Raw genomic sequence first — 23,285 nt, 5'->3', positions numbered from 1 at the left:
GTCAGCGCCTTTGTTCAGAGCCCCCTCAGGCCCGCTGGCGGGCGAGGGTCATGGCGGTGTCTTCGATCATGTCTTCCTGGCCGCCGACCATGCCGCGACGGCCCATTTCGACCAGAATTTCCCGTGCCGGCACCCCGTACTTTTTCTCGGCGCGCTTGGCGAACAACAGGAACGAGCCATAGACACCGGCATAGCCCATGGTCAGGGCATCGCGGTCACTGCGGATCGGAAAGTCCATGATCGGCACCACCAGGTCTTCGGCCACGTCCTGAATGCCGAACACGCTGACCCCGGTATCGATGCCCATGCGATCACACACCGCCACCAGAATTTCCATCGGCGTATTGCCCGCACCTGCGCCCAGACCGGCTGCGGCGGCATCGATACGCGTAGCGCCAGCTTCGATGGCCGCGATGGAGTTGGACACGCCCATCGACAGGTTGTGATGGCCGTGGAAGCCGATTTCGGTGTCCGGGTGCAGCGCTTCGCGCATGGCCGCCACACGGGCCTTGATGTCATGGGGCAGCATGTAACCCGCCGAGTCGGTCAGGTAAATGCAGTTGGCACCATAGCTCTCCATCAATTTGCCTTGCTTGACCAGTCCTTCAGGGCTGTTCATGTGCGCCATCATCAGAAAGCCGACGGTGTCCATGCCCAGCTTGCGCGCATAGGAAATGTGCTGTTCGGAGACATCCGCCTCGGTGCAATGGGTGGCGACCCGAATCGTATTGACCCCTAGTTCATAGGCCATTTGCAGATGGTCAACCGTGCCGATGCCGGGCAGCAGCAGGGCCGACACCTTGGCCTGCTTCATCATTGGAATCACCGCCGACAGGTACTGCTCATCGGTGTGGGCGGGAAACCCGTAGTTCACCGAACTGCCGCCCAGACCGTCACCGTGGGTGACTTCAATCAACGGCACGCCGGCCGCATCCAGCCCGCAGGCGATGCTTTTCATCTGCTCAAGGGTGATCTGGTGACGCTTGGGGTGCATGCCGTCGCGCAGGCACATGTCATGCACGGTGATTTTTTTGCCGCGAAGATCCATGGGGTGCTCCTTAAGCGAGGGCGGGTTGAGCGGCGGTGGCCTTGAGTTGCAGCTCGCCGTTGAGAATTTCTTCGGCGAACATCTCGGCCGTACGCGCCGCCGCAGCGGTCATGATGTCCAGGTTGCCGGCGTATTTGGGCAGGTAGTCACCCAGGCCTTCGACTTCCATAAAGATCGACACCCGGTTGCCATCGAACACCGGGCCATTCACCAGCTTGTAGCCCGGTACGTACTGCTGCACTTGTTCGATCATGGCGTGCAGGGCTGCTGTAATGGCGGCTTGATCAGGTTCGGTTTCGGTCAGGCAATGCACGGTGTCGCGCATGATCAGCGGCGGCTCGGCTGGGTTGACGATAATGATCGCCTTGCCTTTTTTGGCGCCGCCGACCTGTTCAATCGCATTGGCCGTGGTGCGGGTAAATTCGTCGATGTTTTTGCGCGTGCCGGGGCCGACCGATTTGGACGCCGCCGTAGCGACAATTTCGGCATACGCCACAGGCTGCACGCTGGAAACAGCCGCCACCAAAGGAATAGTGGCCTGACCGCCGCAGGTGACCATATTGACGTTCATCGCGCCGCGCTTGAGGTTGGCTTTCAGGTTGACCGGCGGTACGCAGTACGGGCCAATGGCGGCGGGGGTAAGGTCGATCATCAGCACGCCCAACTCGTTGAGCTTGCGGCTGTTTTCGGCGTGTACATAGGCGGAGGTTGCGTCGAAGGCGATCTGGATGTTGTCGGCCAGTACATGCTCAAGCAGACCGTCGACGCCATCGCTGGTGGTTTTAAGACCCATCTCCCGGGCACGGCTCAGGCCTTCGGAGGTGGCATCGATGCCCACCATCCACACCGGTTCCAGAACCTCGCTGCGCAGCAATTTGTACAGCAGGTCAGTACCGATATTGCCCGGCCCGATCAGGGCACACTTTATTTTTCTGGTCATGGTCAGGGTCTCAGACGTGATTTAAGGCACAAAGCGCAGGCGGGCAGAGCCCAGACCGCTGAGGGTCAGGCTGACTTCATCGCCCGGTTGCACCGGCACCAGTGGCGCCAGTGCTCCAGACAGGATGATTTCGCCTTTGCGAAACGGGATGTCGAACTTGCCAAGGGTATTGGCCAACCAGGCCACGGCCTCGCAAGGATGGCCCTGCACGGCTGAACCGAAACCGTGCCCGGCCGGCTGGCCGTTTTTCAGCAGGTGCAGCTCAACCTTGGTCAAGTCCAGTGTGCGCGGGTCAATCCGTTGCTCGCCCAACGCGAATACACCGCAGGAGGCGTTATCGGCCACGGTGTCCTGAATGCGGATTTTCCAGTCGGCGATGCGTGAATCGACAATCTCGAAACACGGCACGACAAATTCAGTGGCGGCCATGACATCTTCAGCCGTGATGCCAGGGCCGCTGAGGTCCTCAGCCAGGATAAAGGCGATTTCGCCTTCGGCCCGAGGTTGCACCAGATGATGGGCTCTGAAGCTCACCTCGCTGTTATCGGCGACGTGCATGCGGTTGGTCAGAAAGCCGAAGTCGGGTTGATGCACATCCAGCATGTCCTGAACGGCGCGGCTGGTGACGCCGATTTTTTTGCCGACTACCTGCTCGCCCAAGGCCACCCGGCGTTGCAAAAAGCGCAGGGAAATCTGATAAGCCGTTTCCAGGCTCAAGTCCGGATAACGCTGGGTCAGCGGTTGCAGGCTGCGGCGCTCCAGCAACGCATGAAACAACTCATCGCCCAGCGCTTCAATCAACTGTGAGTCCATAAATATTCTCTCTAAATAGTCGTAGCAGTTGCCGAAGGCTACGTCCGGTTGCGAAGCAATCGTCAACCCACTGCACCCCGTTGACCTGACACAGCGCATTACCCTATTTGCGACGGCTGCGCCGCCGGACGTAGCCTTCGGCAACTGCTACAGGTTGGAGATGGCTTATCCCGGCCAGACGCTTGACTCGGCGCCGCCGTCGACTTCCAGAATCTTGCCCGTGACCCAGCGCGAAGCCGGGCTGGCCAGGTACAACGCCGCAGCGGCAATGTCTTGCACTTCACCCAGACTTTGCATGGGTGTGGCTTTGATCATGCTGTCGCGCATGGCCACCGGCAAAACGCGGTTCAGGGCATCAGTCAAAATCGGCCCGGGGGCAATCCCATTGACCCGCACCACCGGCGCAAAATCCTGGGCCAGCAGGCGGGTCATATGGCTTAGCGCCGCCTTGGCGGTGCCGTAGGCGCTGAATTGGGTCTGCGCATAGCGCGCCGCCCCTGAAGTGATATTGAGAATGTTGCCCGTGCCGGCAGCGCGCATATGCGGCACGCAGAGTTGGCACAGGTGATACGCCGACGACACATTGAAGCGCAGTATTTCTTCAAAGCGTTCGACGCTGAGCGTCAATGGGTCGTTGGGGCCGGCGCCCCCGGCGTTATTGACCAAATGAGTGATAGCGCCCATGTATTCGCGAGCCTGCTCGATCAACGCGCTGCGTTGTTCATCGACCGTTACATCACAGGCGATGGCCAAGGCCCGTCGGCCCAGGCTGCGCACTTCTTCAGCCACGGCCTCAACATCGCTCAAGGTGCGAGCGGCCAGTACCACATCGGCGCCCGCCTCGGCGTAAGCCAGTGCAATGCCCCGGCCAATGCCCCGGCCGCCACCGGTAATGACCGCCACGCTGCCGGTCATGTCGAAGCGTTTGATAATGCTCATAAGGGTCCTTTTCCTTCTTCTAATTAAAAATCAGCGGGGCGCCCACAAGTCTGGCAAGCCGGGATCGCTGACGCTGATCAGGCGCTTGAGCAGCACCTTGAGCGCTTGTGCATCACCGGGCCCCATCTTGGCCGCCAAGTCTTCTTCCACTGCCTTGGCCAGTGCCAACTGCTGCACAGAGGCTTCGCGGCCATTGGCGGTCAGGACATAGCGCGGGTCACTGCTGCTGCCTTCCAGAGCAACCATGTTTTGTTTTTCAAGGAAGCGCATGCTCGCCAGCGTCACCACGTGCCCGGTGTAACTGACAAACGTATTGATCTCACTCAGGCTCAAGTTGTCGCGGATACACAGCACCGACAGGATAAAAAACGCATGCTCATCGAGTTGCTGATTACTCAGCAGGCGGTGCAGGGCGTCAAGCAGTTGATAGTGGGCACGGCCCAGCAAGTACCCCAGCAGGTCTTCGGTGTAGCTGCACTCGGGCGGCGGCGGGGTGGTAGCCAGGCGCAGCTCGCTGCGGGGTTTGCGGGTGGCCAGTGCGTATTGCCCGCTTTGAAAGGCCAGTGGGGCGCGGTCACTGTGGTCGAATGCGAGCACCTCGCCGACAAAGATCACATGGTCGCCGCCTTCGTATTGAAAAGCCGTGCGGCACTGGAAACGTGCCGTACAGTCCTGCAACAGAGGCGCTTCGCTGATGCCGTTATCGAGCTGGATTTGCTCAAACTTGTTTTCACCTTGCATGGCAAAGCGCCCGGACAGTGGTTCCTGTTCAGTCGACAGAACGTGCACGTTCCAGTGTTTGCCGGACGTGAAAACCGGCAGGCTGCGAGCGGTTTTGGCCAGACTCCACAACACTAACGGCGGGTTGAGCGACACCGAGTTAAAACTGTTGGCGGTGATGCCAATGGGCGAGCCGTCCTCCGCCTGGGTGGTGATGATGGTCACCCCGGTGGTGAAGGTGCCGAGCGCGGTACGAAATGCCTGTGGATCGAAACTGCTTTGCACTGCCATGACGGACCCCATGGATTGAATTGGCGTGCTGGCAGTATTCCCCTGGCAAAGGTGTGTTACATCGTCTTAACGGACTAACGAATTTAGCCGATTATCGTCCGATTGGACGAGGCGTTAAGGCCACGGTTTGTCTAGCGTCGGCGGCACTTCAATGTCAGCGCGCCAAGGCCCGCATACACCCTGAGAGGACACGCCAAATGAATTATCCCGACACCGCACCCGAACAGTTGCCCGGCCTGCTGGCCGCGCAGAAAAAAGCCTTTATCGAGGCTGGCCCGGTCAGTGCCACCCAGCGTCAGGAACGGATTCAGCGGGTAATTGATCTGTTGGTGCGCTATCAGCAGCCGCTGGTAGAAGCCATCGACCAGGATTTTGGCGGGCGGCCCCAGGGTTTTTCGTTGATGAATGATGTGCTGGGCTCGCTGGCATCGCTCAAGTATGCCCGTGACCATCTTTCTGGCTGGATGGAAGACGAGCCGCGAGAAGTGTTTGCACCTTATGACCAGCTGGGCGCCAAGGCCTGGGTCATGCATCAGCCCAAAGGCTCCATTGGCATTCTGGGCACCTGGAATGCGCCGCTGTTTACCTTGCTCAGCCCGTTGGCGTGCGTGCTGGCGGCGGGTAATCGGGCGATACTCAAGCCTTCCGAAGTGGTGCCGCGCACGGCTGCCGTGTTGGCAAACGCATTTGCCGATATGTTTGACCCGCTTGAGGTCGCGGTGGTGTTGGGTGATGCCAACGTCGCCCAGGCGTTGACCGCGCAACCGTTTGACCATCTGGTATTCACCGGTAGCACGGCAGTGGCCCGTTCGGTGATGCGCAACGCCGCCGAAAACCTGGTGCCGCTGACTCTGGAGTTGGGGGGCAAATCCCCGGTGATCATTTCCCGCAGCGCCGAGCTGGCCAAGGCCGCGTTCAGCATTGCCGTGGCCAAAGCCAACAACGGTGGGCAGATCTGCATCAATCCGGACGTGGTGTATGTCCCCCGTGAGCAGCTCGAAGACTTTATCGGTGCCTTGAACGTGGCCTACAACGACCTGTGCCCCACTGTTGAGGGCAACCCTGACGTGGTGGCCGTGGTCAATGCGCGGCATTTGCAACGTGTTGAGGGCTATGTGCAAGACGCACGCGAACGCGGTGCTCGGGTAGAAAGCTTTCCGCAGGCACACGAGGCCGATGAGCAGGCACGGCGTCGACCGCTGCAAGTGGTTATCGACCCGCCACGGGACAGCCGGATCATGCACGAAGAAATCTTTGGGCCGGCGTTGGTGGTGCTGCCCTACGACCAGATTGAACAGGCGCTGGAGGATATTCACAGCCGTGAGCGGCCATTGGCGCTGTATTACTTTGGTCAAAATGAAGAAGAACAGCGCTACGTGTTGCAGCACAGCATTTCGGGCGGCGTTACGATCAATGACGTGATGATGCACGCCGCCTTGCACGATGCGCCGTTTGGCGGCATAGGCGCTTCCGGTATGGGGCATTATCACGGTCGCGAAGGCTTTTTGGAGTTCAGCCATATGCGCACCGTGTTCAAGGCGCCGAGCCATGATCCACGCCGTGAATGGGGGCTGCTGCCACCCTACGGCGAGCACTTTCTGCCGACCATGCAGTCAATGGTCACGGCTGACTGAGGCAAGCGTTCCATGGCAAAACTGTAGGAGCTGACGAGCTCTGCGAGGCTGCGATCGACGGCGCAGCCGTCGTTGAGATGTTTCATCAGAGCGCCAGGCTATACACCGCGTTCATCGACCTTGCGACGATTGCATCGTCGAACGCAGCCTCGCAAAGCTCGTCAGCTGCTACAGGGAATTTGCTGAAGTGCCCATAAAAATAAAATTAAAGCTGGAGTATGATTTTGCAAAACCCTGCCGCAACACCTGAAGAATCTGCTGGTTGGCAACGACGCCACGTGCTCAAGGCGGGCGTAGTGGCCGCAGGCGTTGGCCTGCTCGGCCGTTTTGCCCATGCGAGCGGTAGTGATGCCGTTTCACCTGCCGACTATCAGTCGATGGACGCCTGGGACATGGCCAACGCCGTGCGCAAGGGCGAACTGGCGCCCGAGCACTTGCTGGCTGCCGCGATGGCGCGCTGTGATGCCGTCAACCCTAAGGTCAATGCGGTCAACATGCGTCACGACGAGTACGCGACTGCGTTGCTCAAGTCCCGCCGCGCTGGCGGTACGTCGAACACGGGCGCTCTGGCCGGGGTGCCGATTCTGATCAAAGACCTCAACACGCCACTGGAGGGCACCCGCACCACCAATGGCTGTCGCTTGTACAAGGACGCGCCACTGGCGCCTCAAACCAGCACCTTGATTGCCCGGTATCAAGCCCAGGGGGCCGTGCCATTTGGCAAAACGACGTGCCCGGAATTCGGCCTGACCACCACCACCGAGTCGCTGCTGTGGGGGCAAACCCGCAACCCGTGGAACTTGGCCCATAGCGCAGGTGGCTCCTCCGGCGGGGCAGCGGCAGCGGTGGCCGCCGGGATTGTGCCCGTGGCCCATGCCACCGATGGCGGGGGGTCTATCCGTATTCCGGCGTCCTATTGCGGCGTGGTGGGTCTCAAGCCCAGCCGCTACCGCACACCCAGCGGCCCCGGAAAATATGAGGGCTGGTTTGGGGCCAGCGTGGGCAACGTGGTGTCGCAAAATATCCGCGATATGGCCTTGTTTCTCGACATCGGCCAAGGCCATGAGCCCGGCAGCCCGTATTGGGCGAAGCCACTGGTGCGCCCCTACGTAGAAGAAATCCAAACTGCACCCGGCACGTTACGTATTGGTCTGGTGCGTGAATCCTTGACCGGCTCGCCCCTGGACCCGGACGTGGCGCGAGTCTTGGATGAGACCGTCAAGCGACTCAGTGCGATGGGGCATAACGTTGAAGAGGTGCAGCTTAAAGTCGACCCGCGCCAATTGTTTGGAGCCCACGGTTCGGTGATTGGCGATGCCTTGCTGACCATGGTGCATGACCGTGAGCAAGCACTGGGGCGCACGGCCACGGCGGACGACTTCGAGCGCATCACGCAAGTGGTGCTGGGCAATGCCAAAAATGTCACGGGCGAAGGGCTGTACCGCGCACGGCAATCGTTCGAAAGCATTGGCGGCTACATGGAGCAGCAGTTTCAGACATTCGACGTGATCCTGTCGCCGGTCACAGCCAACGTCACGCCGAAGCTGGGTTTGCTCAGTCTCGACCAACCGTGGGACAGCTACGCCCACAACGCCATGGGCAGTGCGGCGTTTACCGTGCTGGCCAATGTCAGTGGGCAACCGGCGATTTCGCTCCCGGTGGGCATGAGTGCGAACGGCTTGCCCATCGGCATGATGTTTACCGGGCCATTGGGCGGGGAGGACGTGCTGCTGCGCTTGAGTGCGCAGATTGAGCAGGACCGTGGGTGGGCGAAGTTGCCGGTAGTTTAAAAGCACCTCTGGCCGTAGTCGCTAACGAGGTATGAAGCTGCGATAAATGCCGCAGGACCTTCGCGGTTAAAGGCGAGTCGCTTCGTGCCTCATCAGCGACTACGGTTTTAGTGGCCTCCACCCCGCAACGCCTAGTCCGCTTTGACGATGATACCCATCGCCACAGGCTGGATTATTCGTCATACAGCGCCCGCGCATTCGCGCAGCGAGAGACTGACGGAGAACACACGGATGGATCAGATACGAGAGAAAAGTCCGATAGAGCTTGAGCTGCTGGAGCGCGCGCGGCAATTGATACCCGCGCTTAAAAGTCGCTCAGCTCAGGCGGACAAGGACTGCAAACTGCCCGACGAAACGGTGCGCGATATGCAGGAGGCCGGTCTGTTTCGTGCCTTGCAGCCCAAAATGTGGGGTGGTCACGAAGTGGATCCGCGCACCTTCTTTGAAATCCAGATGACCTTGGCCGAAGGCTGTATGTCGACCGCCTGGGTGTACGGTGTGGTCGGTGTTCACCCTTGGCAACTGGCGCGTTACCCGGTTGAGGCGCAACGCGATGTGTGGGGTGAAGACAGCTCCACGCTGGTGGCCTCGACCTATATGCCGGTGGCTAAAGTCACGCCGGTCAAGGGCGGTTATCAGGTCAGCGGGCGATGGGGTTTCTCCAGCGGCAGCCAGCACGCCAAATGGTGTTTGCTCGGCGGTATCGTCCCGCAAGATGAAATGGGCCCGACCGAACACGGCACCTTTTTGATCCCGGCCACCGATTACCGGATCGAGCAGAACTGGGATGTGCTGGGCCTGCGTGGCAGCGGCAGCCACGACATTATTGTCGAGGATGCGTTTGTACCGGCACATCGCGTGCAGCGCACCAACAACTACAGCATCGAAGCCACTCCGGGACGGCTGGTCAATACCCATCCGATGTATGCCATTCCCTTTGCTCAAGTGTTCGCCCGGGCCGTATCGACCTCGGCCATTGGCGCGCTGCAAGGGGCGATCAATGAGTTTCGCGACAACGCCGCCAAGCATATCGGCAAGCACGGTGCTAAAACCGCTGAAGACCCGGCAGCACAGGCGGCTGTCGCTGAAGCCACCATCACCGTCGACGCGCTCAGGCTGGTCCTGATGCGCAACTACGCCAACCTCATGGCACTGGCCACAGCAGGCGAGTACCCGGACGTTGAAACCCGTTTGTTGTATCGCTACCAGTCCTCTCATGTGACCAATGTATGCGCTGATCGGGTCAGCGACCTGCTGCGCTGCATGGCGGCCTCGGGGTTGTACAACACTAACCCGGTGGCGCGATATTTCCGCGACCTGCATCAGGCCCGCGGGCACATTGCCAACAATGAGGCGGCGTACCGACGCAGCTACGGCGTAGTGCAACTGGGCCTGCCGAACGCAGACCCGTTTGTTTGATCCTGTGAATTTCTGACCTCAGCGGATGGCATAACAATAATGACGGCTCAAGTTCAGTCTCAGTCCACCTATGACGTAATAGTGGTTGGCTCCGGTGCCGGGGCTATGACTTCGGCGCTTTTTGCTGCCGATCAAGGCCTTTCGGTGCTGATTGTCGAGAAAAGCGATAAGTACGGCGGCACCTCGGCGATTTCCGGCGGGGGGATCTGGATCCCCAATAACCATTACTTCGCCGCCATAGGCGGGCAGGACAGCCCTGAGTTGTCGATGCAATACCTCAAGGCCGCCACGGGTGAGCACGGTGATCCTGTGCGGTTGCAGGCGTATCTGGACAACGCCGCTGCCATGATCAAAAAACTCACTGATACCAGCCGCGTGCGCTACGCCGTGGCGGCCAAATACCCAGATTACTACCCGCAGTTGCCCGGCGCGCTGGCCGGTGGCCGCACCCTGGACCCGGAACTGTTTGACACCAGCCTGTTGGCCGAGGAATTGCCCAACCTGCGTAAACCCTCGCCCTCGACCCTGTTAATGGGGCGCATTGCATGGACGGCACGGGATGCACACAAGGCCATGGCGCGTAGCTTTGGCTGGCAATGGCTGATTTTCAAGTTGATGGCGCGCTACAAGCTCGACTTCAAATGGCGACGCAAGAGCAAATACGACCGCCGCGCGGCACTGGGCAGTTCACTGGTGGCGTCCTTGCGTCGTTCGCTGATGGACCGCAACGTGCCGCTATGGCTTAACACCGATTTTCAGGACGTTGTGCTCGACGGCGACCGCGTGTGCGGGATCATCGTGAACACGGGCGGCAAAGTGATGGAACTCAAGGCGCGGCGCGGAGTGATTTTCGGTTCAGGTGGTTTTGAGCAGAATCAGACCCTGCGCGAAAAATTCCTGCCACAACCCACCTTGGCCAAATGGAGCGCCACGCCGCCGGGCAACAACACCGGTGCAGCGCTGGAAGCAGGGATGAACATCGGCGCGGCCACCGCGTTGATGGACTGGGCCTGGTGGGCGCCGACCATTGCCGTGCCCGGCGAAGAAAAACCCCGGGGCGTGTTTGCCGAGCGAGCGTTTCCCGGCGCCATCGTGGTCAATAGTCTGGGCCATCGGTTCGTCAACGAAGCGGCGCCGTACCTTGAATTTGTCGACGCCATGTACAAGGACAACCATAAAACCGGCGGCCAGTCGGTGCCGTCGTGGGTGATTTTCGACGGTCACTTCCGATTCCATTATGCGATGGGCCCGCTAATGCCTGGGCAGGTCGTACCGGACAGCCGCTTGCGCAAGGAATGGCTCAACACCCTGTATTGGAAAGCCGACAGCCTGGACGCGCTGGCGGGGCAAATCGGCGTGGACGCTGGCGGGTTGAACAGCACGGTCAGCAAGGTCAATGCCTACGCGCAAACCGGCGTTGATCTGGACTTCGACCGGGGCGGCAACGTGTTTGATCGCTATTACGGCGACAGCAATATCAAACCCAACCCGTGCCTGGCCCCCCTGCGCAAAGGCCCGTACTACGCCATGCGTCTGGATGCAGGAGACATTGGCACCAAAGGCGGGCTACTGACCAACCAGTTTGCCCAAGTGGTGCGTGAAAACGGTCAACCGATTGCCGGGCTGTATGCCATCGGCAACTGCTCGGCATCCGTAATGGGCACCAGCTATCCCGGCGCCGGCGGCACCCTCGGCCCGGCGATGACCTTTGGTTATATCGCCGCCAACCACATTGCCCGCCATGTGCCTGCCACCGCAGACAGTCGCGAGAAGGTGCTGTCATGAACGGTGCCAAGGTGAACACCAATACCCCGATCCTTGCGCCGTTGCAGGCGCATACCCTGACGGAACAGGACTGGCACGACAGCTGTGATGTGCTGGTCATCGGCTGGGGCGCTGCCGGTGCCTGCGCGGCACTGGAGGCCCGCAGCCAGGGGTGTGAGGTGATGGTTGCCGACCGTTTCACCGGCGGCGGGGCGAGTGCCAAAAGTGGCGGTGTGGTGTATGCCGGCGGTGGCACGCAGCAACAGCAAGACGCTGGCTTCAACGACAGCCCGCAAGCGATGTTTGATTACCTTAAGCACGAAACCCAGGGCGTAATCAGCGACGCCACGTTGCATAAATTTTGCGCGGACAGTGTGAGCAACCTGAACTGGCTGGAAGGCCACGGCGCACGCTTCGCCCACAGCGTGCCACCGGGAGGTAAAACCTCATACCCCAGTGACGGCTACTTTTTGTATTACTCGGGCAATGAAAAAGTGCCGTCTTACGCCGGTTCTCAACCCCCCGCACCCCGTGGTCATCGCACGGTCGGTAAAGGGCAGTGCGGGGCCGTGCTGTATGCGCAACTCAAAGACGCCTGCCTGCGCGCCGGGGTGCAACCTTTGCTGCAATCTGCCGCCCGGCGGATGGTCGTGGATGCCACCGGGCGCGTCGTAGGGGCTGAGCTGTGGAGCTTGCCCGCAGGCAGTCGCGAGGCGCATCTACATGCGCGTCTGGCTGCACGTGCCGAACGCTTGCAAAACTTTGCCCCCGGTTACTGTGATCGCTTGCGGCAAAAGGTTGCCCAGCTTGAACACGATCATGCGCAACCGATTTTGGTGCGGGCGCGACTTGGCGTGATTCTCAGCACCGGCGGTTTCATCTTCAACCGTGACTTGATCCGCGAGCATGCGCCCAAATTTCGCCGCAACTTTAAAGTCGGGGCCACAGGCTGCGACGGCAGCGGCCTGCGCCTGGGTCAGTCAGTGGGTGCGCAAGGTGAACGCTTGAGCAGAGTTTCCGCCTGGCGCTTTATCAACCCGCCGTATTGCTGGCCCAAAGGGATTGTGGTCAACACCCAGGGGCAACGCTTTTGCAACGAAGAAGTGTACGGCGCGACTTTGGGTCAGCCGCTCTGTGAAGAGCAGGGTGGTCAGGCCTGGTTGGTGCTGGATGCGCGTTTGCGTCAACAGGCGATTCGCCAGGCGTTGTTTGGCGGCTATTGGTGGTTTCAGAGCGTACCGGCGTTGGCGTTGATGTTGCTGCGGGTGCGCAAGGGGCAAAGCCCTGATCAATTGGCGCAGGCGTGCGGCATGCAGCCCGGCCAGTTGAATGGCGCGCTTCGCGCTTATAACGCGGCTGCCCGGGGAGAGGCCGAGGATGTTTTTGGTAAGTCCAAAGACAGCCGTCAGGTGCTCGACAAGGGCCCGTTTTACGCCTGCAACATCAGCGTCGATAACCCGATTTTTCCGCTGGGAGCCTTGACCCTGGGTGGGCTTAAGGTCGATGAAAGCAACGGCGCGGTGCTGGATGATCTCGGCCAGCCAATTGCCGGGCTGTTCAGCGCCGGGCGAACCGCCATTGGCGTCGCTTCGCACCTGTATATCAGCGGTTTGTCACTGGCCGATTGTGTGTTTTCAGGGCGCCGTGCGGGTCTGGCGATCAGCAATACTCGCCATGCTGATGGCTCGGTGCAGCAGTCAAACGCCAGCCCTGTTTTAGAAAGGACAGCCCCATGAGTGGACGCGTGGCAGGTAAAGTCGCCTTGATCACCGGCGGTGCAAGTGGCGTGGGCCGGGCCAGCGCGCTGCTGTTGGCCCGCGAAGGTGCTCGGGTGGTGATCAGTGACATAGACGTCGAAAGCGGCCAGGCGTTGGCAGAAGAAATAGGCCCTTCGGCCTTATTCATCCAGCACGACGCCAGCAGCGAGGCAGACTGGGCGCGGGTGATAGACACCCTGCGTCTGCGTTATGGCCAGCTCGATATTCTGTTCAACAACGCTGGCATCTTGCTCAAGGGCGACATTGAACACACGAGCTACAGTGACTGGCAGCGTGTTCAACGAATTAACTCCGACAGTGTCTTTCTCGGTTGTCGTGCCGCCATTGCCCTGATGAAAGAAGGTGCAGGCGGCTCAATTATCAATATGTCGTCGATTGCCGGCGTGGCCGGTCGTGACGATTACACCGCCTACAGCGCCTCCAAAGGCGCCGTGGCGGCACTGTCGCGTACCGTGGCGGTACTGTGCCGCCGGCGCAAATACCGCATTCGCTGCAATTCCTTGCACCCTGACGGCATCCTCACCCCCATGACCACGGCAACATTGCCAGCAGGCCTTGACCCGTGGAGCCTGACCATCGACGCCGACCCTATGGGGCGCATGTGCCTGCCCGAAGACGTCGCCGCCAGCGTGCTGTTTTTGGCCAGCGAAGAATCGCGGGCCATCAATGGGATAGAGCTGCGCATCGACAGTGGCCAGTTTGTGATGAGTATTTAAGATGAATACACCGGCCTATATTTCCCTGCGTGTGGCGCACATCATCAGCGAGACCCACGACAGCAAGTCGTTGGTGTTCGACGTGCCTGAGGCCATGCGTGAACAATTTGCCTATAAGGCGGGTCAATTTCTGACCTTGCGCGTTCCCCACGAAGGCGGTTGGTTACCACGGTGTTACTCGCTGTCGAGCACCCCGCTGGTGGACGAACCCCTGCGCGTTACCATCAAGCAAGTGCGTGATGGCCGTGCCTCCAACTGGCTGTGCCAGCAACTGCGCGAAGGCGATCAGCTAGACGTGCTGGTGCCGGCCGGGGTGTTTGTGCCGCGTCATTTTGACGATGACTTCATTCTGTTTGGCGGCGGCAGCGGCGTGACGCCGGTGCTGTCCATCCTGCGTTCTGCGTTGATCGCGGGCACAGGCAATATCCTGCTGATTTACGCCAACCGTGATGAAGCCTCGGTGATCTTTGCCGCTGAACTCAAAGCCTTGGCCAGCGCGTACCCACAGCGCCTGCAAGTGATTCACTGGCTGGACTCGGTACAGGGTATTCCGGCTGTTGCCCAACTGGCGCAGATGGCCAAACCCTTTATCCATGCCCAAGCCTATATTTGTGGCCCCGGGCCGTTTATGGATGCCGCCGTCAGCGCCTTGCAGCACATCGGTATGGACCACGGACGCATTCACGTCGAGCGGTTTGTCTCGCTGCCTGAAGAGGGCAGCGTTGCGGCCCCGGCTGCGGTCAACACCGACGTGATCGGCAGCCAACTCTCGGTACGGCTGGATGGCGAAGAATACGAAGTACCCTGCGCCGAAGGTGAAACCCTGCTTAACGCCATGCAGCGTGCGGGTTTAAGCCCGCCCAGCTCATGCCTTGTCGGCTCCTGCGCTACCTGCATGTGCACCGTTGAGCGCGGCAGTGTCGACATGCTGCGTAACGATGCCCTCGACGCCCAGGAACTCAACGACGGCTGGGTGTTGGCGTGTCAATCGGTGCCCAGCAGCGAACACCTGCGTGTGTGCTTTCCTGAATAACCTGCCAGACGAGTATTCGATGACTTCCAGCCCGAACAGCATTCCCGAGTTAATTCAGTTTGCAGCCCAAGCGCATGCAGGGCGCACCGCCATCGAAGAAAATGGCCAGTGCACCGACTACCGAGAGTTGCCGCACCTGGCGCTGGGCGTTACCCGCAGCCTGATGGCGCTGGGCATCCGCAAAGGTGATCGCGTGGCGATCTGGGCACCCAACGGCCGCGACTGGATCATCGCCGCGCTAGGCATCCATTGCGCCGGTGCGGTGATGGTGCCGATCAATACCCGCATGAAAGGCAACGAAGCGGCCGACATTCTGCACCGCAGTGGCACTCGCTTATTGTTCGTGCAACCGAATTTTCTCGGCATCGACTACCTGGCGATGCTGGCACCTCATCGACCGACGGGCCTGGAACAGTTGGTCAAGCTCGGCGACGCCAATGCCTGGGACGTGTTTTTATCGCTGGGCGCGGCGATTAGCGAACAGGATGCCCAAACACGTGCAGCCAGCGTGGGTGCGCAAGACTTGAGCGACTTGCTGTTCACCTCTGGCACCACGGGCAAACCCAAAGGCGTCATGAGCGCGCATGGGCAAAATATTCGGGCGTTTAGTGAGTACGTGAAAGTGATCGGCCTGGTGGCGGGCGACCGCTATCTGGTCATCAACCCGTTCTTCCATGCGTTCGGCTACAAAGCGGGGTGGCTGACCTGCTTGCTGGCAGGGGCGACAATTCTGCCGCACCCGGTCTTTGATGCCGAAGCCGTGTTTGAACGCATTGCAGCTGAACGGATCAGCGTACTGCCGGGGCCACCAACGTTGTACCTGTCCATGCTGGCCCATCCCAAGCTGGCCGAGACCGACCTGTCGAGCCTGCGCATTGCAGTCACCGGCGCGGCCACCATCCCGCCCATCCTTATAGAGCGCATGCGTCGCGAGTTGGGTTTTACTGTAGTGACCACGGCCTATGGTTTGACCGAGTGTGGTGGCCTGGCCACCATTTGTGACCCCGACGCCGCCAGCGACGTGATCGCAGGTACCAGCGGGCGGGCGATCCCAGGCACCGAAGTGAGCATCCGCGACCCGCAGAACCAAGCGTTGGCGGCAGGCTCAACAGGCGAAATCTGCCTGCGTGGTTTCCATGTCATGCAGGGTTATTTTGAAGACCCCAAAGCAACGGCAGAAACCATCGACAGTGAAGGCTGGTTGCACACGGGTGATATAGGGGTGCTGGACACGGCGGGTAATCTGCTGATCACCGATCGCTTGAAAGACATGTTTATCGTCGGTGGCTTTAACTGTTACCCGGCGGAAATCGAAGCGGGCTTGATCGAACACCCGGCGATTGCCCAGGTGGCGGTGATTGGTGTGCCTGATGAACGCATGGGGGAGGTGGGGTGTGCGTGTGTGGTATTGCGTCATGAACAAACACTGGATGAGGCCGGCTTGATTCAATGGGCGCGCGAGCATATGGCCAATTACAAAGTGCCCAGAGTTGTGCGGTTTTATGATGCATTGCCGGTCAATGCGTCGAATAAAGTGGCCAAGAATGAACTGCGGGCGGCGTGGTGTTAAGAGCGTTTAAATGGCTATTGAGGAAACTCAGGGGACCAGTACGCCATATTCATTTAAGAATTCGATAATGACCTCGTACGGGGGGAGGCTGGGGTTCAGCTGATTAATGTTACTGTAAATATTGATTCTGTCAGCACGCTCCAACGAGTAGGTATAGCCAATGACCGTGTTGTCCGTATCCAACACTTCTTTTCGGGTGCCGGCAAATAGACGTACAGGAGTATTATTGAGCAATATTTTATTATTGAAATCTTGATTGATAAGGTCTGCAACGAAGTGAGGAAACGTATGCGGACTGCGCGAGTTTTCAGGAATGGCATAAATGCCTTCTTGGACAAGGGTACGCCGATTGTGCATCTTTACTCGGATACGCAGACTTTGTCCGATAGGAACAGAAATGGGCTTGTTACCATCATAGAGCGCCGTGAGTTCACCGATTACTGGGGTGCGATCGGCAAATGTTTCTGTGTGGATAATGGGCAGTATCGGCTCCGGCATAGCTTCTAAAGGCCGTTCAGAAGGGTCTACATCATGGACGAGAATATCTTTATTGAGGCGGTTAGATGCAGGAGCCAGTTCCGGATGTTCGCCTGTCGCGACAGCCTCATCGGTGGCGTCAAACGGTGCAACACCTGTTGAGTAATTGATAATGACAAGCCACGTGGCAAGATCAGGAGTTAGTTTCTCCTTGAGCGTGTTGATTTCACCACGAAACGCTGAATCAGCGAGGAAGTTGCGCGGAACTTCGTAGCGGGGTTGATAGCCAATATTCGCCGCGGCCTGAGCAGCTAGTCGTTGCATAAAGGTTTTGACAGCCGACGTTGAAAAGGGAATCGTGCGGCGCATGTAGTTGCTGTATACATTGGTCATTAGCATTTCAAGCAGCAACTCAGTAATGATGTGGTTACTGGCGAACAACCACAGTGTGGTATCAATAAAATCCTGAGTGTATCGTGAAGGCCAACTATTAGGCTGCGTCATGTTAGCGTAGGTAATGAGGTAATCCAGCATGTCGAGTGCGTTTCTGTTTTTGCTGCCTTTTGCTTCACTCACTTGTAATGTTTTATTGAAATATTCGATCGTTGTGGTCATGTTCAGCGCGAGCAGCAGATGATCGCAATAAGCATTGCGTTCAGGGACGACATAGTGAGTCTCGTCAAAAAAACGAATACCTTCCCAGGATAAAGCGTCGTCACTTATGATCACGCCCGATGAATAGGCCGTGGGTTGGCCATCAATCGACACTGTATAGCGGACAGGATCGGCAGCTAACAGTGCTGAAATGAGATCTTTCGAGTTTATTAGCGCTTCAGCGATTGTACTCCTCCTGCCCTTGCGACCCTTGATAGGCGCCCCTGTAGAATTCTTTGAACCAGGCACTATCATGGAGTCGAACTCCCAGCAAAGACCGTTTTCTGCGGCAGGTTGAAAGCTGAGTTGGATGTACTGGTTGTGATCGTCATTGAGCCTGATAGTGCCCGCTTGTTTTAACGCCTCAAACTGTCTGAAGACATAATGATTAGCCCATAATTCTTTTTTACGCCACTGGTCTTCTTTATAAGGTCCGGGCAGTACAGTAATGATGTTCTCGGCAGGTGTTAGTGGTGTTGTTAGTGATGGTAGTGCTGTAGGTGATGATAGTAAGGCTGTGTCCCTGGGCACTATCAGTATTCTGTTTATCGGAATGACAAGGGGTTGTTGGTTCGGAAGAGCCAGTGATACAGGTTTAAACAGGCCATGTTCGCTGAAAATATTGGCGGCGATGGCTTTCTCTTTAACCAACGGTGCGAGCCCCAACCCTTGTCGGGTGGCCTTGGATGCCAAAAAGCCACGGACGTTAGGAATGCTAGAAACGAGTTCAGCAATTCCTGATGCTGCAGCTTCCCACTGGAAGCGGAATTTCTCATCGGGCTGATCCTCCGCGAAGCTTTGTATAAGGGGTGCCAAGGGGCCGAAAATCAACCCCAGAACACTGGATGTGACGGTGAATGCACCTGCAAATATTGAAATAAGACTCCAGCCAAATTTTAACTGCTCCATAAGCTTCAGGGTCTCGAGTTCAGATTTCGAATGGACCAGCAAATCGGCATCTTCGGTGAAAAGTTCCTGATAAGACTTTATGATTTCTTCAGCGGGATTCGTAAATAGCGTGAATGTCAGCGGCAGGCCAGCGATGCTGTGGTTGGTCAAGTAGTTCTTGTGAAATTGACGACGGTCCATGCAGCTCTTAAAGTCATCAGTGTTATTTATATAAGCGGTATGCACAGCGATCGGTGTGTGAAATTCCCAGTGCTTATTGTCTGGGAAAGAATAAACAATCTGTTCATTTCGATTTTTAAAGCCCGAAATAACACCCGGGAGCACGCGGCCTTCCAAAGAGACTGAGCTAAAGGGTTCGTAAGCTTTCAGGGAGCGTAACGTGATGTTTATGAGTTCGTGTTGCAGCTTGATGGTTTCGGCGTCCTTAAAGGTCTCTTCAATGAGCTTGATATAATGCGGATAAAAATCGCGATTGATAAGCACTTTAGCAACTTTGGCCGCGCCGGTTTCAGTCGTGCCCATGAACAGGGGGGAGTGGCTGTAGGTCAGTTGGGTACGTAGATATTCGTTGAGTCGTTTTTTTTCGGTGATGCCCCACAGGATTTCCAATAAGCTGGTGGATTGATAACGGGGCTCGAGTTGTGCACGTCTTTGTTTAGTGTTATTTGGATTTATAGACTCCTCCCTTTTTTCCCACACGCGAGTGGTGCCACTAATACCCTCGCGATCTTGAGGGTTGGGGAGTTGCTCTTCTATGACCTGCCTTATGTACGTCTCTGAGTATTGACGTACATCATAGGTTCTAAGGTCTGCGGATTGCCCTGCACGCATAAGTTCAGCGGTGCGGTGCATGTCTCTGTTTATCTGTTTGACAATCTTCCACTCTTGCGTCAAAGCGAGTATTTCTGTTTGTGCTGGAACAGAGGTCAGGTTGCCCCATTTTATTACACAGATGGAGGGGGGGAGATAGTTGTTTGAGCGTGTGTGGATGCCGTTGGAAAGTTGAAGCAGTGTGAAGTGCTCTTTGTGTATGGCGTAGGGCACATGGTATTCAACCTCAAAAGTACTTTTGGCATTCAGTGGCGATCCAGGGATATATTTGTCAATGATTTCAGCGATTCTGCCAACCATAAAATCTTTTCGGTCTTTGTTCTTAAGAACCGAGGTGCGTGCATCAACCCTCTTATTATTTATAAATTGATACTCTATCAAGTCCTGGATTACTTCTCGAGTTTCAAGAATGACTATCATGTCTTGATTGTAGCGGTCGTGTACCGTGAACGTCACTTTTGGCGTCGCGTGGGTTTCATCACGCTGCCTAACGATTTCTGCAATGAGGTTGTCGCAATAAAGAATGGCGCGAACCAGTGTGTTTTCAGTTTTGAAACTCTCCAGTTTTCCGTGGGTATCGATACGGACTTTATCCCACGGGTAAGCGATAAGGGCACTGGCTGTTGTAATGCCGTGGATCGGGGCCGGTGGAGGGATATTTGCGTATGAAAAAAACAGGCTCTTGCGGGAGGTGGGGCTGTTAACTTTTGGAAGGTTGTTCAGGGCCTCCAAGAGCCGCTTTAATTTTGCCACTCTGTCATTGATTGCAGGTGTTAGTTCTCTTCTGATTCGTGTGGTGTTGTAGCTGATTCTTTCATTGTAGTCAGCTATTGTTTCAGTCACTGGTCTCCCACCAAGGGCGACCTTTCCCCGTCTGGTGTAGTTTCTGTTGTTCTCTATAAACGGTTCTTGGACCTGACGTGTCCGTTCAGAAAGCTCGTTGATAAAGCCTGCCAGTACTCTCTTCGTCGCCTTGATGTCGGATTCTATCGTGTCCCGACTTTCCAAGTTTGGGGGCGTACTTTGGCTGATAGGCAAGGCAATAAATTCATAAGGCTGTTTCAATCTTTGTTCGGTTTGGTCAGATGTGTCTCGTTTTTTTCGACTGGCTAAAGGCGGCGTGCTGGGAGATGCAGTTGTTTCATTAGAGGGAGGGGAGGTTAGAAGGGCATCAAACGAGGCCAATGACTCATTGAGTGCGGCGACCTCAATAATGAGTGTCTCCAGCCAATGATCGACTGCATCTGCAGTAAAATATTCTTGAGGAGCGGCGAGCATAATGAGCAGATCGTCGCATAGTTGTTTGATTTTACGGGCTGCATCAGACGCTGTGGGTGCGGGTGAAGACGTATATCTCTTGATCAGTGCGTACGCAGATGCTGAGAATACTAATAAGGATACCCCTGCCAAAGCGCCTTCTATTTGCCAGTTATTGGCCTTCTTTTTAGCGACGGGGCGGTCAGGAGGTGTCGTGTTTTCGATGAGGTTTTCTTGTTCCGATGTCGGGTCTGTATGTGCCGCGGATGACCTTACTAACAATTCGATGGCATCCGCATCTTCCTTCTGTTTCTGTGCCGCCAGTTTATCTTTGCGATAACTATGGCGGGCCTTGAAGGCCAATACCATTGCGGCCATGAAAGTGAAAGCAGCTACGCCCCCAAGTACGGGCGTTGTATCCATGGGTTCGGGTTTCGCCTTAGGCGTATGATCGGCCTCTGAACTTGTCGGTATCACCGCCAAAAACATAATCAATGGCACCAGTGACGCCTGAGGCTGTAAAAGGCCTCTTATGACATCCCCCAGAAGGCCTTCACTGGCATAGTTAACCGCACTTTTCATCAAACGGAGCAGAGGCGGTGCAACATCGATAGCCAGATAAAGCGATTTGATCACGGCTTTTTGAACGGGCCCCGGTTGAGCCTCGACTTCTTCGATCACCGCTTTTCCCAATACAGCATCTGGAATTGCGCCCAACCACTCCTGGGCGATGCGCTGCACCTGTTCGCGCAGCCAGATAATTTCAGGGTTAGCCTGCACTTCCGGCTGTGTATACAGGCTCACCAATAGACGGGTCACCCACTGGATGCGCTGACCGGTCTCTATGGGTTGAACCTGTTTCAATACGCGGTAAAGCCCTGGTAAAACGGGTAGCCATATCAGGGCTTTATCAAAGGCCCACACTGTTGTGTCGTCGGCGTGTTCGACCAGCAGTTGACGTATCAGAGCAACGCTTTCATCTCCCAGTTGCTGCTTGTCTTGCGTGGCGTGCCACAAGCTCCACAGATTGATCAGACGGGCAACGTTTTTGGTCAGAAACAGGCAGGTGTTTAAAACTTTTTTCATCTGTTCGGGCAGCAGTTGGCCCTTGTTGGCCATGCTTGTCACCATGCTTTTGACTGACTGCGTTGAGGCCTTTAAAAAATCACTCCAATTGTCTCCTTTCCAGGAGGCGATAATGCTGGCTGTCGCTGTCAGTACGAGCTGGATGAGCTCTGCAGGCACCCCGCTGGCAATGGACTGAGCTTGAACGAATTGGGAGTCGGCCGCTTGTAGATCACGTGTCAGGGTGCCACCGATCAAAGCCGGCAGGTCTTGCCAGCTGGCGGTTGCGTATTCGTCCCAGAACTGGTTATCCAGCACTTGCGACAACGCCCGGATCATTTTTCCGTGCTGGAAAATGTCACTGGTCAGTAGTTTCCAGACCTGCTCTTTTTCGGGCAGCCAGAGTATCTCGGCGATGGTTTCCTTGGCGAAACGGGTCCAGGTCTGTTTGGGATCGAACAAGCGCAGCACCATGTTCATGCCCGCTTCTTGTCTGGCAGAACCGCGCAGTGCCGCGTGCGCGAAAGACAGAGGCTCGGCCATCAACTGCCCGACTTCCCCTGCACCACTCATACGCGCAATAAAAGGTTTACTGGTGTAGTGATCAAGGGTGAGCAGGGCGGCACTCATGCCGCTGGTGTCCTCTGGCGCCGCCTGCTGACCTGTTTTAAGCAGCGCGAATACCTTGAACAGACCGCCAAACGCGTCTCCAGCGTATTTGTTGAGGATTGGCAGCGCTGTATCGTCGACCAACAGGTAAAACAGCGCAGTGAATTTCCCCAAGGCGTCGTTACTTTCATTGAACTGAGTCAGAAAGCGTTTCAGGGGAGGAGCGTTTTCAAGCTCGGCTTTAGATTCGGCCTGCACATACAGCGCATCCAGAACTTCGTAAAGTCGCTGACCCTGCTCGACAATTTCAATAACCCAGCCTGGTAACAGGTCGGCCTCGCGCAGCCCCTCAAACACAGACTCGGGTGAGTCCCACGATGCTTGAGACAGGTGTAGCCAGGTTTGAGCCATCTCCAGGGCGCCGCGTAACAGGTTTTGCACCGGGGCGAGAGTGTGCTTGCCTGCAAGCGCTTGCACTTCGGGCATATGAGCCAGCGCAACCAGGCTTTTGAGGGTCAAAACACTGTGCGCAACGGTGAATGCCGCTCTTTGCTGCTGTACTTCGATGATGTGATGAAGATGTTGGGCAATAGCGATATAGGGTGTAGCCGTGGGTGTGAGGCTGTTTTGAGCCTCGAGAAAATCGAGCAGTGCCTTGCTTTTGATAAGCATGGATATATGTGGCTCGGCCAACACGGTTACCAGTTGTTGGAAGCCTTTGAGCAGCGTCAAAGGTTCGGCGAAGTAATCCTTGAAGGCTTGCCAAATCCAGTCCAGAAACGAGTTGCTCACTTGCTGGAGCAGCGCTTCGATCATGGGCTGCCAGAGACTCTGTTCAAAACCCGACGTGTCAGTTGCTCCGGGCTGGATGATATTGCCGGGGGCGACCAGATTGAGAAGCTCCGTGCCCCCTTGAAGAAGCTGGCTCGCCAGGGCCTGGTCAGGTGCGACTTTAAGCACGGGGACCGTCGCAGGTTTTTCGAGCTCAGATTTACCCATTGCTAACCACCCTATAAGGAGCAGGCATG

The 23,285-nt window shown here is 57.1% G+C and carries 14 protein-coding genes; 8 read left to right on the top strand and 6 right to left on the bottom strand.

Annotated features, from left to right (window positions below; genetic code table 11):
- Nucleotides 1-25: 25 nt before the first annotated feature.
- The 5 genes from dmpG to FJD38_RS20835 form a co-directional block, all read right to left on the bottom strand.
- On the bottom strand, nt 26-1,048 hold the full coding sequence (gene dmpG / locus FJD38_RS20855) for a 4-hydroxy-2-oxovalerate aldolase (RefSeq protein WP_122784336.1): 1,023 nt from the start codon (nt 1,046-1,048) through the stop codon (nt 26-28).
- 10 nt (nt 1,049-1,058) lie between these two features.
- Complete coding sequence (locus FJD38_RS20850) at nt 1,059-1,988, bottom strand: acetaldehyde dehydrogenase (acetylating) (RefSeq protein WP_122784337.1); 930 nt, start codon at nt 1,986-1,988, stop codon at nt 1,059-1,061.
- A 21-nt stretch (nt 1,989-2,009) separates the two neighbouring features.
- The gene (locus FJD38_RS20845) at nt 2,010-2,801 is read right to left on the bottom strand and encodes a fumarylacetoacetate hydrolase family protein (RefSeq protein WP_146387280.1); all 792 of its coding nucleotides are present in this window, start codon (nt 2,799-2,801) and stop codon (nt 2,010-2,012) included.
- 165 nt (nt 2,802-2,966) lie between these two features.
- Complete coding sequence (locus tag FJD38_RS20840; protein ID WP_146387278.1) at nt 2,967-3,740, bottom strand: glucose 1-dehydrogenase; 774 nt, start codon at nt 3,738-3,740, stop codon at nt 2,967-2,969.
- Between the two features lie 30 nt (nt 3,741-3,770).
- Nucleotides 3,771-4,751, bottom strand: a complete 981-nt coding sequence (locus FJD38_RS20835; protein ID WP_122784340.1) for a flavin reductase — start codon at nt 4,749-4,751, stop codon at nt 3,771-3,773.
- Between the two features lie 197 nt (nt 4,752-4,948).
- On the opposite strand from FJD38_RS20835, the gene FJD38_RS20830 reads away from it, so the two are divergent.
- The 8 genes from FJD38_RS20830 (at nt 4,949) to FJD38_RS20795 (ending at nt 16,455) form a co-directional block, all read left to right on the top strand.
- Nucleotides 4,949-6,385, top strand: coding sequence for a coniferyl aldehyde dehydrogenase (locus FJD38_RS20830; RefSeq protein ID WP_146387276.1), 1,437 nt, complete (start codon nt 4,949-4,951; stop codon nt 6,383-6,385).
- Between the two features lie 224 nt (nt 6,386-6,609).
- Nucleotides 6,610-8,175: an amidase gene (locus FJD38_RS20825; RefSeq protein WP_146387274.1), complete on the top strand. Its 1,566-nt coding sequence runs from the start codon at nt 6,610-6,612 to the stop codon at nt 8,173-8,175.
- Nucleotides 8,176-8,406: 231 nt separating this feature from the next.
- Nucleotides 8,407-9,594 (top strand): acyl-CoA dehydrogenase family protein, encoded by a 1,188-nt coding sequence (locus FJD38_RS20820; protein WP_122784342.1) that lies wholly within the window; start codon nt 8,407-8,409, stop codon nt 9,592-9,594.
- A gap of 39 nt (nt 9,595-9,633) precedes the next feature.
- Nucleotides 9,634-11,379: an FAD-binding protein gene (locus FJD38_RS20815; protein ID WP_122784343.1), complete on the top strand. Its 1,746-nt coding sequence runs from the start codon at nt 9,634-9,636 to the stop codon at nt 11,377-11,379.
- Nucleotides 11,376-13,094: an FAD-binding protein gene (locus FJD38_RS20810; RefSeq protein ID WP_146387272.1), complete on the top strand. Its 1,719-nt coding sequence runs from the start codon at nt 11,376-11,378 to the stop codon at nt 13,092-13,094. The genes FJD38_RS20815 and FJD38_RS20810 overlap by 4 nt, the downstream gene beginning before the upstream one ends.
- Entirely contained in the window at nt 13,091-13,852 is a 762-nt protein-coding gene (locus tag FJD38_RS20805; protein WP_122784345.1) for an SDR family oxidoreductase, read from the top strand. Before FJD38_RS20810 ends, FJD38_RS20805 begins: the two co-directional genes overlap by 4 nt.
- Nucleotide 13,853: 1 nt before the next feature.
- Complete coding sequence (locus FJD38_RS20800; RefSeq protein WP_146387270.1) at nt 13,854-14,885, top strand: ferredoxin--NADP reductase; 1,032 nt, start codon at nt 13,854-13,856, stop codon at nt 14,883-14,885.
- Nucleotides 14,886-14,904: 19 nt separating this feature from the next.
- Nucleotides 14,905-16,455 (top strand): FadD3 family acyl-CoA ligase, encoded by a 1,551-nt coding sequence (locus FJD38_RS20795; protein WP_146387268.1) that lies wholly within the window; start codon nt 14,905-14,907, stop codon nt 16,453-16,455.
- 27 nt (nt 16,456-16,482) lie between these two features.
- Here the strand turns inward: FJD38_RS20795 and FJD38_RS20790 are convergent, their stop codons facing one another.
- A complete protein-coding gene (locus tag FJD38_RS20790; protein WP_146387266.1) occupies nt 16,483-23,256 on the bottom strand; it encodes a hypothetical protein in 6,774 nt (2,257 codons plus the stop codon).
- Nucleotides 23,257-23,285 lie beyond the last annotated feature (29 nt).

Source organism: Pseudomonas saxonica (genome assembly GCF_007858365.1).
Taxonomy (GTDB): Bacteria; Pseudomonadota; Gammaproteobacteria; order Pseudomonadales; family Pseudomonadaceae; genus Aquipseudomonas; species Aquipseudomonas saxonica.
This window is presented reverse-complemented; position numbering and strand designations above follow the sequence as displayed.

Coding starts and splice junctions, on each gene's coding strand:
- FJD38_RS20800 (WP_146387270.1), top strand. CDS start 13,854: ATGAATACACCGGCCTATATTTCCCTGCGTGTGGCGCACATCATCAGC.
- FJD38_RS20850 (WP_122784337.1), bottom strand. CDS start 1,988: ATGACCAGAAAAATAAAGTGTGCCCTGATCGGGCCGGGCAATATCGGT.
- FJD38_RS20790 (WP_146387266.1), bottom strand. CDS start 23,256: ATGGGTAAATCTGAGCTCGAAAAACCTGCGACGGTCCCCGTGCTTAAA.
- FJD38_RS20805 (WP_122784345.1), top strand. CDS start 13,091: ATGAGTGGACGCGTGGCAGGTAAAGTCGCCTTGATCACCGGCGGTGCA.
- FJD38_RS20845 (WP_146387280.1), bottom strand. CDS start 2,801: ATGGACTCACAGTTGATTGAAGCGCTGGGCGATGAGTTGTTTCATGCG.
- FJD38_RS20830 (WP_146387276.1), top strand. CDS start 4,949: ATGAATTATCCCGACACCGCACCCGAACAGTTGCCCGGCCTGCTGGCC.
- FJD38_RS20835 (WP_122784340.1), bottom strand. CDS start 4,751: ATGGCAGTGCAAAGCAGTTTCGATCCACAGGCATTTCGTACCGCGCTC.
- FJD38_RS20820 (WP_122784342.1), top strand. CDS start 8,407: ATGGATCAGATACGAGAGAAAAGTCCGATAGAGCTTGAGCTGCTGGAG.
- FJD38_RS20815 (WP_122784343.1), top strand. CDS start 9,634: ATGACGGCTCAAGTTCAGTCTCAGTCCACCTATGACGTAATAGTGGTT.
- FJD38_RS20795 (WP_146387268.1), top strand. CDS start 14,905: ATGACTTCCAGCCCGAACAGCATTCCCGAGTTAATTCAGTTTGCAGCC.
- dmpG (WP_122784336.1), bottom strand. CDS start 1,048: ATGGATCTTCGCGGCAAAAAAATCACCGTGCATGACATGTGCCTGCGC.
- FJD38_RS20840 (WP_146387278.1), bottom strand. CDS start 3,740: ATGAGCATTATCAAACGCTTCGACATGACCGGCAGCGTGGCGGTCATT.
- FJD38_RS20810 (WP_146387272.1), top strand. CDS start 11,376: ATGAACGGTGCCAAGGTGAACACCAATACCCCGATCCTTGCGCCGTTG.